Genomic DNA, 14,590 nt, shown 5'->3' with positions numbered 1-14,590 from the left:
ATCAGTCCCGCACCTTAGAGCGCCGTGCGTGCTTTCCTAATATCGTAATCGATTTCAGGGCCAATGCGCCAGCGCGCGGAATAAGCACGTAGAAATCGGCCTTGCTCTTGATGCCACCAGCAATGTCACCCGCCGCATCCCCCGATCCCGCAAAAAGATCGCCACGCGCCGGACCGACAATTGCCGTGCCGGTATCCTGCGCAATCATGAGGCGGGAGAAGGGGGCATTATCGAACGCTGTAACGCTTGGTGCATCGACATAAAACGGCGTCCCGAATGTGTGCAAAAGTCTGTCTACAGCAATTGAACGCCCAGCGGTCAACGGGACTTTGGCGGCAGCAATCTGCCCAACATCAGGGTCGTCCACTGGTGCTTCGCGGAAGAAAATATAGGACCGGTTCTGCCAGATGAGATTATCAGCCTTATCCGGGTGATCTCTCAACCATTGTCGGATTGTTTGCATGGAGATTTCATCCGCCGAAATCTCGCCTTCAGCCACCAGAATACGCCCGATTCCTGTAAAAGGATGGCCAGTTTTGGCGGCATAGGTGATGCGCATAAAACTGCCATCAGTCAGTTTCAGCCGCGCAGCCCCCTGCACATGGGCGAAAAAGGCATCAACGCGGTCAGCCACATAAGCAAGCTCAAGCCCATGGTCGTTGAGGCTGCCCTGTTCGATTGTCCGGCGATCATCATATTCCACAATGCCTTGCGGCGTTTTACGCGCAAAAGCGAAGGATGCATTTAACCCGGCAGGGCGGTTCTCATCCGTAACTTTCACCAGATCATCGGGCTTTTTTAGAAATGGCACACTGAAATGGGCATCTGGCGTGCGTGAAGCTTCTATTTCCGGCTCATAAAAGGCTGTCACAAAACCATCAGCCGCAATGCGGCAGGGGACAAAATACTCTTCAAAGAAAGCCCGCGCCTGCGCGGTATCAGGTTTTTCAAGGGAACGTGCAGCAGTAAAAGCCGGTTGCAGCATCTCAAAGGTGATGCCGAGATCGCCGCTGTTATAACGGTTGGTTTGCGCATAATCGGCTGAACGACGAAAGGCCGAAAAGGCCAGCGCCTGATCGTCCTGATCCCAGCCCGGGCAATCGGAATAGCCCAGCGGGTGGAATAGTTTCGCCAAATCGTTCACAGCCTAACCCGTAACAATGCAATATTGAAAGGGCCGCTAATTTAGCGGCCCTGTTAAAATCTCTCTTAGTCTTCTGCCTCGGTCGCGACAAGCTTCCAGTTTGGATCGCGCGATCGTGTATCGCGCGCAAAAGTCCACAGATCGCGGATCTCGACGACGTTTTCCTGATCGCCTTCGACGAGATTGCCGTCCTTGTCGAGTGTGGAAGAAATCATCTGACTCACGATGTTGAGCGTGACATGCGCTTCAGAGCCCTTCATTTCGGCATTGGCGATTTCCGCCTTATCAATACCGACAAAGGTCGAACGTGTGCTTTCACCGCGTGCTTCGCGTTCATCTATTGCCGACACGAAGCCCTCATAGACTTCCTTGGACAGCAGGTTTTTCAGAACCTTGCGGTCGCCATCGGCAAAAGACATGACGATCATTTCATAAGCGATCTTCACGCCATCAACGAAGCTTGCAGGATCAAAAGCAGGGTCGGCTGCCTGAATTGCGCGAAGCCCGTCATTAACCGGCGTTCCCGCGGGTGCGATCTTGTCAACCGCCGTGAAATCTTTTTCGCCGGGGCGCTGTGGCAGGGAAACGACATTGTCAGCCTCGCTGCCTGCCGTCTGTGCGTCGGTATTGCGTGCAGAAGTATAGGGATCTATTGGCGGTTTTTCATTTCCCGTACGGCGGCCAAGAACATTCCTCAACTGAAGAAAGATTACCACCGCTGCGATGAAGAAAAATATCGTGCCAAAATCAAAAAATTCCATACCGCCTGCCACCAATGGACGTTTCGGGATTGCGAATCCGTCTCACGTCGTCAATTTCGTTACATATACATATAGATCGGCTTCACTGATCATTCAAATCCCGATCACGCATACCTATCTGATATTGTATGATAGAGAGTTTTAATTTCGTAAGAATGTGAAGCATTTTTGCATGTATGACATGAATAGAACAAGCGAATGAAGTTTGCTTCATTACAAACGCAAATCAACATAAGGTCGTAACAGACGTGTCCTCTTCCCTTGCACCCCTTGCCATACTGGCAATGCCATTCATCGAGATTGCAGGTTTTGTTATCGTCGGCAGCGAAATCGGTGTGTTTGCAACGCTTGGTCTCATTATCCTCAGCGCCATGCTCGGCTTTTTCCTGCTGCGCGTTCAGGGTTTTGGACTGTTGCAGCGCATCCGCACTGAAAGTGCCGCAGGACGCGTACCGGACCGCGAAATGATGCATGGAGCGATGATCGCTGTCGCCGCCATCATGCTGATCGTGCCCGGCTTTGTCACAAGCGCCATCGGGCTTCTGCTTTTTGTTCCATTTATTCGCGATATCGTCTGGAACAGGTTTGTACGCAATCGTCTGGTGGTCGCGACTGCATCGACGCGCTATTCGGAAGCCTATCGTCCGTATGAGCCTAAAGAAAATAACGTGATCGATCTGAACCCGGAAGATTATACGGCAAAGCCGGATGAAAATTCGCCGTGGAATCCCGATCACAAGGATCGTTAATCGCGCAAATACTAACATAAAAACGGTTTCTTGCCTCATCTACGCACACATGCTAGCCAAGCATCACTGCTTTTTGGGCAACAAGATAAATCATTAAAGAGAAGGCATACCTATAATGAGCGATAAGGCCGCTGCGGGCGAAGTAAAGAACGGCAATGGCGCAACCGCCCAGCCGTCCCTCAACATTCTGGCCCAGTATATCAAGGATCTTTCCTTTGAAAGCCCAGGCGCGCCTCTGTCGCTGCGCCCACGCGAAAAGGCTCCTTCGATCAACATCAATGTGAACGTCAACGCCAATCCGCTTTCCGAAACGGATTTCGACGTTGTTCTGACGCTTGAAGCCAAGGCTGTCGACGGTAAGGATGTTCTGTTCAACACTGAACTGACCTATGGCGGCGTTTTCCGCATTCAGGGTATTGCGCAGGAGCACATGCTTCCGCTGCTGTTCATCGAATGCCCACGTTTGCTGTTCCCGTTCGCGCGTCAGATCATCGCTGATGCAACGCGCAATGGTGGCTACCCACCACTGATGATCGACCCGATCGATTTTGCGCAGATGTTCCAGAGCCGTATGGCCGAAGAAGAAGCCAAGAACGCTGTAAAGAGCTAATCTCGGTAGATATCAAAAGAAAACCCCGCTTTTGCGGGGTTTTTTTATTCCAGATCAGAGACGCATTCTCGTTTATTTTTGTGCGTATTTTTTCCAGATTGCCTTCTCACCCATATTGGCGACCAATGTGTCATGAGCGGCGCGTTCTTCGGCGCTGATCCGGGGTGAAAGTGCCACCGGGCGCTGCCGGATAACAACACCGCTATTGTTATCCGAACGACCATCGCCATCGGAATTTCCTGATGAGCTTAAGCCAAGCGCCGTCTGCTTGCCGCCGATCAGTTCAATATAGACCTCAGCCAGAATTTCGGAATCGAGCAATGCGCCGTGCAATGTGCGGTGCGAATTGTCGATGCCATAACGCTTGCAAAGCGCATCAAGCGAATTCGGGCCCATCGGATTTCGGCGACGCGCCAGGGCGAGTGTATCGACGATACGGTCAACCGCAATTTCCGGCTTTCCCATACGGTTCATTTCCGCATTGATGAACCCCAAATCGAACATGGCATTGTGAGCGACGAGCTTTGCACCATCGAAAAATTCCATGAATTCATCGAAAATATCCGCAAAGCTCGGCTTGTCGAGCAATTGCTCATCAGTGATACCATGGACTGCGAGTGCCTCGGGATGAACCTTGCGCCCCTGTGGGTTGATGAATTTGTGAAACGTACGACCTGTGGGAAAGCGGTTGATCATTTCCACACCGCCGATTTCGATCACCCGGTCCTCAAGCCTTTCAAGGCCAGTGGTTTCGGTATCGAAAACGATCTCACGCATGGCAACCTCTCAAATGTTTCATGCTTCTATAACACAGTTGATCCGGCCCTCAGGACTGAACGGCAGGCTTTCCACGCAATTCGGCAATGATGCCCTCAATCTGCTCGCGCGTTTCCTCGAAACTACCAGAAGAATCGATGATGAAATCAGCGCGATTGCGCTTTTCCGCATCCTTCATCTGCCGGGCAAGAATGGCCTCGAATTTTTCAGCCGTCATGCCGGGACGGGACAAAACGCGTTCCCGTTGAATTTCCGCAGGGGCTGAGACGACAGCCACTTTATCCACGCGGCTTTCGCCACCCGTTTCAAACAGCAACGGAATATCGATGAGAACAATCTCAGCACCATTCGCACGCGCATTCGTGAGAAAGGCTTTTTCTTCTTCATGCACCAGTGGGTGAATGATGGATTCAAGCTTTTTGAGTGCGTCCGGCTTGCCAAGCACGGCTGCTGAAAGCTTGGTCCGGTCAACAGTACCGTCCACAACCGTTCCGGGGAAGGCGGCTTCGATAAGCGGAGCGGCACGGCCAGAATAAAGCTGGTGCACCGCATCATCGGCGCTATAGACCGGCACGCCCACATCAGCAAACATGTTTGCCGCAGTGGTTTTTCCCATGCCAATAGAACCGGTCAGTCCGAGGATAATCATAAAGCGCCAGCCTTTTTCATATCATCTAGTGGTCTAATTCCGACATTTGCCAGCACATAATATAGCCGTTGAGCAAATGTCGGAATTATAAAGACCACTAGCAAGTTTATTTACCTGGTGGATTTTACAAATTTGACGTTTGAAACAGCGCTTCCATTACACCGAATTCAAACGTCAAATTAAATCCACCAGAATATGCGCGCGAAGCGCCTCTGTCACTTGCGGGCGTTTGCCAAACCAGCGTTCAAAACCGGGAACCGCCTGATGCAGCAACATGCCAAGCCCATCCACAGTCTTCAAACCAGCCGCTTCCGCCTTTGCCAGAAACGGCGTTTTCAGCGGCACGTAAACAATATCTGTCGCAACAGCTGACTTCTGAGCCTCGGTGAGATCAAGCGGAAATTCTTCCACTTCGCCATGTCCGCTCATACCGAGTGAAGTTGTGTTGACGATCAGACCCGCTTCTTTGACAAGACGCTGCGCTGCATCCCATCCATGCGCCGAAACGCCGTGGCCAAAATGGCCTGCCAGTTCTTCCGCCCGGCTCAGTGTGCGGTTGACGATTGCGATGCGGGAAAACCCGCGTGTTTGCAAAGCGTGGACAATGGCCCGGCCCGCACCACCTGCACCCAGAACCAGAGCTGTGTCCGCGTCATCCCAACCCGGTGCGAGTGCATCCAGATTGGCAGCAAAACCATAAGCGTCGGTATTGCCGCCGCAGAGTTTGCCATTTTCAAGCCAGAGCGTGTTGACCGCACCAATGGCCTCGGCCGCTTCGTCGCGGGTTTCCACCTCAGCAAAGGCCACTTCCTTATGCGGGATCGTGACATTCCCCCCGACAAAGCCGTTTTTTGCCAGAGAACCAGCAAATTCCGCAAAATCTTCAGGTGTGACTTCTATGGCTTCATAAGAACCTTCGATGCCGTGTTCTTTAAGCCAGAAGCCGTGAATAAGCGGCGAACGTGAATGCTTGATCGGAAATCCGGTAACAAAAGCCTTGTTAGCCATCGATCAGATTTTCCTTCCTCAGTTCATTAAGAAGCGGCAGCAGGGGCAATCCGACGATGGTGAAATAATCGCCTTCGATTTCCTCAAAAAGCTGAATGCCAGGACCTTCGACCTGATAAGCGCCAACACTTGAAAGGGCAATATCGCCAACGCGACCAAGATAGCGCCCGATGAAACCGGGATCGAGATCGCGCATGGTCATGCGGGCAACCGAAACATGCCGCCACAATGTCTCGCCATTTTTGACCAGCACCACGGCACTGTTAAGCTGATGGGTTTTGCCCGAAAACAGCAAAAGCTGACGACGCGCTGCATCCATATCCACAGGCTTGTGGAAAATCTGATCGCCCAGTGAAAGCGTCTGATCACAGCCAATCACCACTGTATCGGGATTGTTTTCACTAACCGAAAGCGCCTTCGCTTCGGCCAGAACCTGCGCCACATCCTGGGGCGTCGCACCACTTTTATAAAGCGGTGCCTCGACAGCACGCTCGTCGATATCGGCACTTTCAGTTGAAAACTCGACGCCGGCGTTCTTCAGAATTGCCGAACGAAACGGGCTCCGGGATGCGAGGATAATTGGAGTTGTCATAGGATGTCCTCTTTTTTTCCACTGCGCAGCAAAGCCATGATAGCGGCTGCAGTTTCCTCAATAGATCTGCGCGACACATCAATCAGCGGCCAGCCATGCCGGTTACACAGGTTGCGGGCATAAGCCAGTTCTTCGGAAATTGAAACGCGATCTGTATAAAGTCCGGTATCAAGCGACGGTGCATTGCCAAGCGGCCGGTTCTGCCTGATCTGTGAAATACGCTCCGCTGTCGCCACAAGCCCGACAATCAAGGGACGCTTTGCGGTAAAAAGAACTTCCGGCACGGGAATGCCCAATACAATCGGCACATTCGTCGCCTTGATACCGCGGTTCGCCATATAAATGCTCGTCGGCGTTTTCGAAGTACGGGAAATCCCCACCAGAATGACGTCCGCTTCTTCTATATCCAGCGGCAATTGTCCGTCATCATGTTCCATGGTGAAATTAAGCGCATCGATCCGCCGAAAATAATCGGCATTGAGCACATGTTGCGCGCTGGCGCGGCGATGCGCAGGTGCTCCGAGATAGGATTGAAATGTGTTGAGCACCGGCTCCAGCACCGAAACGCTCGGCACACCCATTTCTGCACAGGATTCATCGATGATCGCAGCGAGCTTCTGATCAACGATTGTATAGAGAACGATGCCGGGTTCAGCGTCGATATTCTCGAGCACTTTTCTCAGCTGCTTCTCGGTCCGGATGAGCGGATATATATGCTCAATCGCCCGTGCATTGGCATATTGAGCGGCCGCAGCACGGCCGGCCGCGAGGAGAGTCTCTCCCGTCGCATCAGAAATCAGATGAAGATGAAAGTAAGAAAGCGGTCTGGTCACAGTTTTCTCCCGCCCCTGTTGACGAGTGTGCGTAAAACGCAGGCTTCATCCACAAGCCATGGCAGGCGGTGGGAAACTTGGCAAGTCATCCACAGCGAGCCAACATGTGAGAAGCTTGAAAAAGCCACTGTGGACAAGACTCGTAACATTTGGAAATCACAGCAATATGCCCAGCTTGTCCACAAAGAGACCGAAACTGCGTCAATTGGTAACCCCTTCTATTCAATGAAAGATTTTAGTTTTCATTGCTTTTGTCAGAGCGATCGGTGAATTATCGCACAGGCAGAGATGGCCAGAGCGGAACTGTGGGGAAAAGACGGACAAACCTTAATCCCCGATTCCAACAGACTCTAAGAATCAAAAGATTCCTGAATCATCCTTTCTTTATTGAGAGCCGGACGGGAAAACTTTCACACAGAGCCACAAGAACAGATCAGACAGGGTGAAATGTAATGAAGCGCAAGGTCCTGAAAGTGATAGACGGTGAGACAGTCTTCCCACCTCCAATCTGGATGATGCGTCAGGCTGGACGATATCTTCCCGAATATCGGGAAGTGCGCAAAAAAGCCGGAAGCTTTCTCGACCTTTGCTATTCACCCGATCTGGCAGTCGAAGTGACACTTCAGCCAATCCGCCGTTATGGCTTTGATGCAGCCATCCTGTTTTCAGATATTCTGGTTATCCCTCACGCCCTTGGACGAGACCTTCGCTTTGAAGAAGGCAAGGGGCCTTTGATGACACCGATTGATGCGGATGAAATCTTCTGGCTTGAAACTGAAGGTGTCGCCAAACGGCTGGAGCCGGTCTATGAGACGGTTCGGCTGCTCCGCGAGCAACTCCCCGACGAAACGACGCTGTTGGGCTTCTGTGGCGCTCCCTGGACCGTTGCGACCTATATGATCGCCGGTCACGGTACACCTGATCAGGCTCCTGCTCGTTTGTTTGCTTATCGCTTCCCGGAAGCGTTCGAAAAGCTTTTGAATGATCTGGCGGATGTTTCAGCGGAATATCTCATCGAACAGCTCGATGCAGGCGCGGATGCCGTTCAGATTTTCGATTCATGGTCCGGCGTTCTGGATGAAGATTGCTTCGAGCGTTTCTGTGTCCGTCCGGTTGCTCGCATCGTCCAGAAGGTAAGGGCGGTTTATCCTGATGCCCGGATTATAGGTTTCCCGAAAGCGGCTGGAATGCTTTACGCAGGTTACCGCGAAAAAACCGGCGTCGATGTGCTCGGCCTTGACTGGTCAGTGCCGTTTTCCTTTGCACAGGAATTGCAGAAGGAAGGCGCTATTCAGGGAAATCTCGATCCATTGCGGGTTGTCGCTGGTGGCGAGGCGCTGGATGAAGGGGTTGATGCAATTCTTAAAAATCTGGGTCAGGGTCCCCTGATCTTCAATCTGGGCCATGGAATTACACCACAGGCACCGATTGAAAACGTACAGCGCATGATTGATCGAGTTCGTAGAGGCTGAAAATGAGCGCCTCTGATAACGTAAATGGCGGCAGGGCCGCTCTGATCCGTACCATCATCGGTCTTGCTGTTGTGGTACTCGGCTTATGGGGATTGTTTCACGTGAATCCAGCTGATGCTTATCTTTGGATCAAATCGATCCATGTCATTGCCGTGATCGCCTGGATGGCGGGAATGCTCTATCTGCCACGGCTTTTCGTCTATCATTGCGCCACAACACCGGGCTCAGAAACCTCAGAAACCTTCAAGATAATGGAGCGTCGGTTGCTTCGCTTCATTATCAATCCCGCTATGGTTGTGACATGGATCGCTGGTCTGTGGATGGCCTGGGAAATTTTCGGTTTTCGGGGTGGCTGGCTGCATGCAAAGCTCTTACTCGTCGTGTTGATGTCTGGCCTGCACGGTTATTTGTCCAAAGCGACACGGCTTTTTGCAGAAGATCGCAATACCAAATCGGCCAAGCACTGGAAAATCATCAATGAAGTTCCGACTGTATTGATGATATTCATCGTTATTCTGGTGATCGTGAAGCCATTCTGATTTTCTATATTTCTCAAAGGAGTCCGATATTTTTTTGCTTTTTTTCGGGCTCCTACTTTTTTCCTATTGAACTAATTCCTTGCAATCCTTAACTGTGGCTTGCTCTTCATACCGCAAACCGGTATGAGTGAGTCCTCTTCCCACCATGACAGCAGGCCTTCGATGCCGGTCACAATCCAAGTGACCACCTTTCCGAACAACTGCATTTTCTCCTTATATTTCAAAAGAGTTCCTCACCCATGCAGGAAATGAAACTACAAGAACTTAAGAATAAAACCCCGGTCGAGCTGCTGGCATTTGCCGAAACGCTTGAGGTCGAAAATGCGAGCGCTATGCGCAAGCAGGAACTGATGTTCGCGATTCTCAAGAGCCTTGCTGCTCAGGATGTCGAAATTATCGGCGAGGGCGTTGTTGAAGTGCTGCAGGACGGATTTGGCTTCCTGCGCTCAGCCGACGCCAATTATCTGCCCGGCCCGGACGATATTTATATTTCTCCTTCCCAGCTTCGCCGCTTCTCGTTGAAGACCGGCGACACGGTTGAAGGTCCGATCCGTGGTCCTAAGGAAGGCGAACGTTATTTCGCACTTCTCAAGGTCAATACGATCAATTTCGAAGATCCGGAAAAGATCCGTCACAAAGTCCATTTTGACAATCTGACCCCGCTCTATCCAAATGAGCGTTTCAAGATGGAACTCGAACTTCCAACTTCGAAGGATCTTTCGTCCCGCGTTATCGATCTGGTTGCTCCACTCGGTAAGGGCCAGCGCGGTCTGATCGTTGCTCCGCCGCGTACGGGTAAGACTGTTCTCTTGCAGAACATCGCGCATTCGATCACCGCCAACCATCCGGAATGCTATCTGATCGTTCTTCTGATTGACGAGCGTCCGGAAGAAGTGACCGACATGCAGCGTTCGGTAAAGGGCGAAGTTGTTTCTTCGACCTTCGATGAACCAGCATCGCGTCACGTTCAGGTTGCGGAAATGGTCATTGAAAAGGCCAAGCGTCTTGTCGAACATGGCCGTGACGTTGTGATCCTTTTGGACTCCATCACCCGCCTTGGACGCGCTTACAACACTGTTGTTCCTTCATCCGGTAAGGTTCTGACCGGTGGTGTTGATGCTAACGCGCTCCAGCGTCCAAAGCGCTTCTTCGGTGCAGCCCGTAATATCGAAGAAGGTGGCTCGCTCACCATCATCGCTACCGCGCTGATCGATACTGGTTCGCGTATGGACGAAGTGATCTTTGAAGAATTCAAGGGCACAGGTAATTCGGAAATCGTTCTCGACCGCAAGGTTGCTGATAAGCGTATCTTCCCTGCGATGGACATTCTCAAGTCCGGTACGCGTAAGGAAGACCTGCTGGTACCGCGCGCTGATCTTCAGAAGATTTTCGTTCTTCGTCGTATTCTTGCGCCGATGGGAACCACCGATGCGATCGAGTTCCTTATCGACAAGCTCAAGCAGACCAAGAGCAATGGCGAGTTCTTCGATTCGATGAACACGTAATCCGGTTTATCCGTATTCAAACAAAAAGCCGCGTTGAGCAATCAGCGCGGCTTTTTATGTTCAGGAATGGCCCTTGAGCAGGATTTCGAGTGCGGCAGATGTCTCGACAGGCGCAAGGCAGACCTGCCCCTTGCAGAGCCAGGCTGACGGTTTATTGGCATGTGCAATGCCGCCTGTAGGAAGTTCAATTTCTTTGTCTGCTACAAATTGAACAAATTTATCAAGCCGCCGTGGATCGGGAATGCTTTCCGCCATGGCAACTAGTTCGCCATCAGCACTTTCATCCGCAATTACCAGAGACAGTGGTTCGGCGGCAGAACGGCTCGCATTCAATATGCCGATCTGTCCATATTGCTGAGCCAGAGCGCGCCCCATAGCCTGTTCAACCAGACGTTCATTCAGAACATAAAGATGCATATCACCTGTTGCGAGAAACAGCCGCGTGAACGCTTCAAGGATTTGGCTCGTGGCGCTGGGGATCGCTTCGTCATAATCACCATAGCTGTGAAGAATGACATCTTCCGCATCGAGTGCGGAAAGCCGGTAATTGCCAGACGCATCGCGATTGTTTGCATCAAGCGCTTCTTTGAGCGCAATGGCATCGCGAATAAAAGTGTTATCTCCTGTCGCTTCAGACAGGGAAAGAGCTGCATTCATCATTGCTGCGTAATCGGTGGAGAGAGCAGGGTAGAGCAGCACATCCTCCATTCGACAATGTGCCATGCGCCCATCCTGAAACGATGATCCTATCGAGCGATAGGCCGAGACAGCATATTCAATCCATTCTGGTCGCCTGAAGCTACGCCCGGCTTCTGCCAGCGCTCGGATCACAAGAGCGTTCCAGTCTGTCAAAGCTTTCTCATCACGGCCTGGCCGAATGCGGTTACTGCGATACTGGAGCAGCTTGTCCCTGGCTGCCGCTATATCAGACGGCATGTGATCAGTTTCATTGACGGCATGGAGACGATTGAGAATGTTCATGCCCTCAAAATTGCCCTGAGGTTTCACGCCATAATAGCTTTTGAAGCTATCGGACTGCCCGCCCAGAACAATGTCAATTTCAGCATCTGAGAATGTATAGAACTTACCTTCTTCGCCTTCACTGTCAGCGTCGAGACTGGATGCGAAGCTTCCGTCCGGCAAACGCATTTCCCGGACCAGCCAATCGATTATCTCTTCGATTCGGATACGGAACAATTCGTCTTTTGTTTCCGCATAGGCATAGGTGGCGTGTCTAATGACTTGCGCATTGTCGTAAAGCATCTTCTCGAAGTGTGGCACGAGCCAGTCTGCATCGACGCTGTAGCGGCAAAGACCACCCGCCAGATGATCATAGATGCCGCCCTGGAGCATGGTCTTCAGGGAAAGCAGGAACATGTCACGATGGGCCGTGTCACGATTATAGAGCCAGGATAACCACAGCGCATCCATGAAGGGCGTGTTTGGAAATTTTGGTGCACCATTTATGCCACCGCGCACAGGATCGAACATAGCGTGTATACGATCTGCTACATCGTCAAAGCGCGCGATCTCGTTCACGCTCGCTTCGCTCTGCGCTGCAAGTCGTGTCTCCAGATGGCTAAAGACAGCGTCTGCATTATGGTTAATTTTTTCTTTATCTCCCTGCCAGAGATTATTGATCGCATTCAGTACATCTATAAATCCAGGCAGGTTATGACGTGGCTGGCGCGGAAAATAGGTTCCTCCCCAGAATGGCTTTCCATCGGGCCGCAAGAACATGGTAAGCGGCCACCCGCCTTGTTGTCCCATGGCGCCCAAAGCGGCCATATAAATCTGGTCTATATCCGGTCTCTCCTCACGATCGACCTTCACATTGACGAAAAGCGCATTCATGACACTTGCGACGTCGGCGTCCTCAAAAGACTCATGCGCCATGACATGACACCAGTGGCAAGCGGCATATCCGACCGATAACAGAATAGGACGGTCCAACTTCTGAGCGGCTTCGAGCGCTTCTCTGCCCCATGGCTGCCAGTGAACCGGGTTGTCGGCGTGCTGACGCAGATAGGCACTTGGTGCATTGCTAAGCCTGTTGCTGCTGATATCAGTCATAAGCCTTTTCTTTCCTGACGCGAATGAATATGCACTAGTGGTCAGATTCCGACCATCAGCAAGGTTATGAATCCAGTTGATTTTTCGAATCTGACGTTTGAAACAGCATTTGTGTCGATCGGGATTCAAACGTCAGATTCAGTCAACCAGGACATGTCTCCCAGAAGGTGGGAACTGCTCCGACAGAGAAATCAGTTCACTGTAATAAACTCTTATTGTGCCTCGTTCTGACGAAGCCACGCGTTAAGACAAATGGGTAAGGCGCTCTCGCCTATCTATATAGAACGGGAAATCAAATGAGCGAGCGACAACATCTTCAGGACACGATCTTTGCCCTGTCCAGTGGACGGCTTCCATCAGGTGTTGCGGTTGTCAGGATATCCGGTCCGCAAGTTCGATTCGTAATCGAAACGATTATTGGAATGATGATTGAGCCGCGTTACGCCACTTATAAGACGTTCCGTGCGCGTAATGGTGACGCGATTGATCGTGGATTGGTGCTATTTTTCCCAGACCCAAGTAGTTTTACCGGTGAAGATTGTGCTGAGTTTCATCTTCATGGGGGCATTGCCGTTGTAGAAAAGCTTCTGGAAGAACTGGCTAGCTTTCCAAATTGCCGTATCGCTGAAGCCGGAGAGTTTACGCGTCGGGCTTTCACCAATGGCAAGATGGATCTCACCATTGCTGAGGGGTTGGCCGATCTGATCGCCGCAGAAACTGAAGGTCAGCGTCGTCTTGCGTTGCAAGTCGCATCAGGTGCGCAGCGCGAACTCTATACGCAATGGCGGCAACAGCTTGTCCGTGCCCGTGCATTGATTGAAGCCGAACTTGACTTTGCAGACGAAAGCGATGTTCCGGGCTCCGTTTCGGGGCAGGTATGGGAACAACTCAAGTCACTTAAAAGCGAGATAGTGCTGCATATCGAAAGTGGCAAGCGCGCGGCTATGTTGCGTGACGGATTACATGTTGTAATCGCAGGCGCACCCAATGCAGGAAAATCCAGTCTTCTCAATTTTCTCGCAGGACGTGAGATTGCAATTATCTCGGAGGAGGCGGGCACAACGCGCGATCTTCTGGAAGTCAAACTCAACCTTGGTGGTATTCCGGTTTATGTGACTGATACTGCCGGCTTGCGGGAAGCTACCAGCCAGGTCGAGAAAATTGGTATAGCGCGCGCACGCGAACGCGCTGCGGAAGCCGATCTGGTCTTATTGCTGGAGGATATGCAGAACCCCATTGCTGTTTCGCTTGACGAGAGCAACGCTGATATCTGGAAAGTTGGCACCAAAGCCGATCTCGATGTAGCCAAGTTGAATGAATGGCAGTATCGCATTTCGACCAGGACCAATACAGGTCTCGATCAACTGATCTCAGCGCTTCAAGCATTCGCAGAAGACCGCATCGGGCAGATTAATGATGCGGTTCCGACCCGACAGAGGCACATCAATCTTCTTCGATCCACAATTTCAGAAATCGAAGTTGCTGCCGATCGGGATGATCTCCCACTGGAACTACGCGCAGAGAACATGCGCCGCGCTTCGCAGTATCTCGGGCGCATTACCGGTGATGTGGATGTGGAAGAGATATTAGACGTTATTTTCTCGCAGTTTTGCATCGGAAAATAAGTGATTCACGTGAAACAGCGCTACGGATGCTTAGTTGGATCGAGACATACTCAAACAACCAGTAACTGGAAATTGTTTCACGTGAAACATCTGTGGAATCCGCAGGTTCATATTGACTCCCCGATTCATCCGTGAGTCGAGTTTCGTATCGGCTTTATCAAAGAGTTGATCGGCAGTTGCCCCACTTATCCCTTTCGTTGATACCATAAACATGTCAAAGAGATTGCTTTCCAGAGTGGTTCGGATTGGAACT

Annotated in this window: 14 protein-coding genes; 6 read left to right on the top strand and 8 right to left on the bottom strand. The window is 51.4% G+C overall.

Annotated features, from left to right (window positions below; genetic code table 11):
* Position 1 precedes the first annotated feature (1 nt).
* Both mltA and CEV32_RS18025 read right to left on the bottom strand, forming a co-directional pair.
* Positions 2–1,144, bottom strand: coding sequence for a murein transglycosylase A (mltA, locus tag CEV32_RS18030; RefSeq protein ID WP_094578501.1), 1,143 nt, complete (start codon positions 1,142–1,144; stop codon positions 2–4).
* Positions 1,145–1,209: 65 nt separating this feature from the next.
* Positions 1,210–1,905 carry a Tim44/TimA family putative adaptor protein gene (locus CEV32_RS18025; RefSeq protein ID WP_094578500.1) on the bottom strand — a complete coding sequence of 232 codons (696 nt, stop codon included), beginning with the start codon at positions 1,903–1,905 and terminating at the stop codon, positions 1,210–1,212.
* 248 nt (positions 1,906–2,153) lie between these two features.
* On the opposite strand from CEV32_RS18025, the gene CEV32_RS18020 reads away from it, so the two are divergent.
* Together CEV32_RS18020 and secB are read left to right on the top strand one after the other, a co-directional pair.
* Complete coding sequence (locus tag CEV32_RS18020) at positions 2,154–2,654, top strand: FxsA family protein (protein ID WP_094578499.1); 501 nt, start codon at positions 2,154–2,156, stop codon at positions 2,652–2,654.
* A 115-nt stretch (positions 2,655–2,769) separates the two neighbouring features.
* A complete protein-coding gene (gene secB, locus CEV32_RS18015; protein WP_094578498.1) occupies positions 2,770–3,264 on the top strand; it encodes a protein-export chaperone SecB in 495 nt (164 codons plus the stop codon).
* A 72-nt stretch (positions 3,265–3,336) separates the two neighbouring features.
* On the opposite strand, the gene dnaQ is transcribed toward secB, so the two are convergent.
* From dnaQ to CEV32_RS17990, 5 genes are all read right to left on the bottom strand, one after another.
* Positions 3,337–4,041 carry a DNA polymerase III subunit epsilon gene (gene dnaQ / locus CEV32_RS18010; RefSeq protein ID WP_094578497.1) on the bottom strand — a complete coding sequence of 235 codons (705 nt, stop codon included), beginning with the start codon at positions 4,039–4,041 and terminating at the stop codon, positions 3,337–3,339.
* A gap of 49 nt (positions 4,042–4,090) precedes the next feature.
* A complete protein-coding gene (gene coaE / locus CEV32_RS18005) occupies positions 4,091–4,690 on the bottom strand; it encodes a dephospho-CoA kinase (RefSeq protein ID WP_094578496.1) in 600 nt (199 codons plus the stop codon).
* 174 nt (positions 4,691–4,864) lie between these two features.
* Complete coding sequence (locus CEV32_RS18000) at positions 4,865–5,698, bottom strand: shikimate dehydrogenase (protein ID WP_094578495.1); 834 nt, start codon at positions 5,696–5,698, stop codon at positions 4,865–4,867.
* A complete protein-coding gene (locus CEV32_RS17995; protein WP_094578494.1) occupies positions 5,691–6,290 on the bottom strand; it encodes a Maf-like protein in 600 nt (199 codons plus the stop codon). The genes CEV32_RS18000 and CEV32_RS17995 overlap by 8 nt, the downstream gene beginning before the upstream one ends.
* On the bottom strand, positions 6,287–7,123 hold the full coding sequence (locus CEV32_RS17990) for a pyruvate, water dikinase regulatory protein (RefSeq protein ID WP_094578493.1): 837 nt from the start codon (positions 7,121–7,123) through the stop codon (positions 6,287–6,289). Before CEV32_RS17990 ends, CEV32_RS17995 begins: the two co-directional genes overlap by 4 nt.
* Positions 7,124–7,575: 452 nt before the next feature.
* Between CEV32_RS17990 and hemE the strand changes: the two genes are divergently transcribed.
* From hemE to rho, 3 genes are all read left to right on the top strand, one after another.
* Positions 7,576–8,595 carry a uroporphyrinogen decarboxylase gene (gene hemE, locus CEV32_RS17980; protein ID WP_094578492.1) on the top strand — a complete coding sequence of 340 codons (1,020 nt, stop codon included), beginning with the start codon at positions 7,576–7,578 and terminating at the stop codon, positions 8,593–8,595.
* A 2-nt stretch (positions 8,596–8,597) separates the two neighbouring features.
* Positions 8,598–9,134 (top strand): protoporphyrinogen oxidase HemJ, encoded by a 537-nt coding sequence (gene hemJ, locus CEV32_RS17975; protein ID WP_094578491.1) that lies wholly within the window; start codon positions 8,598–8,600, stop codon positions 9,132–9,134.
* Positions 9,135–9,373: 239 nt separating this feature from the next.
* Entirely contained in the window at positions 9,374–10,639 is a 1,266-nt protein-coding gene (gene rho, locus CEV32_RS17970) for a transcription termination factor Rho (protein ID WP_094578490.1), read from the top strand.
* 60 nt (positions 10,640–10,699) lie between these two features.
* Here the strand turns inward: rho and CEV32_RS17965 are convergent, their stop codons facing one another.
* A complete protein-coding gene (locus tag CEV32_RS17965) occupies positions 10,700–12,712 on the bottom strand; it encodes a thioredoxin domain-containing protein (protein WP_094578489.1) in 2,013 nt (670 codons plus the stop codon).
* 296 nt (positions 12,713–13,008) lie between these two features.
* On the opposite strand from CEV32_RS17965, the gene mnmE reads away from it, so the two are divergent.
* Positions 13,009–14,337: a tRNA uridine-5-carboxymethylaminomethyl(34) synthesis GTPase MnmE gene (mnmE, locus tag CEV32_RS17960; protein WP_094578488.1), complete on the top strand. Its 1,329-nt coding sequence runs from the start codon at positions 13,009–13,011 to the stop codon at positions 14,335–14,337.
* Positions 14,338–14,590 lie beyond the last annotated feature (253 nt).

It is taken from the genome of Brucella rhizosphaerae, from assembly GCF_002252475.1.
Taxonomy (GTDB): domain Bacteria; phylum Pseudomonadota; class Alphaproteobacteria; order Rhizobiales; family Rhizobiaceae; genus Brucella; species Brucella rhizosphaerae.
Note: the sequence above shows the minus strand (reverse complement) of the source record. Positions and strands in the feature narration are given on the sequence as shown.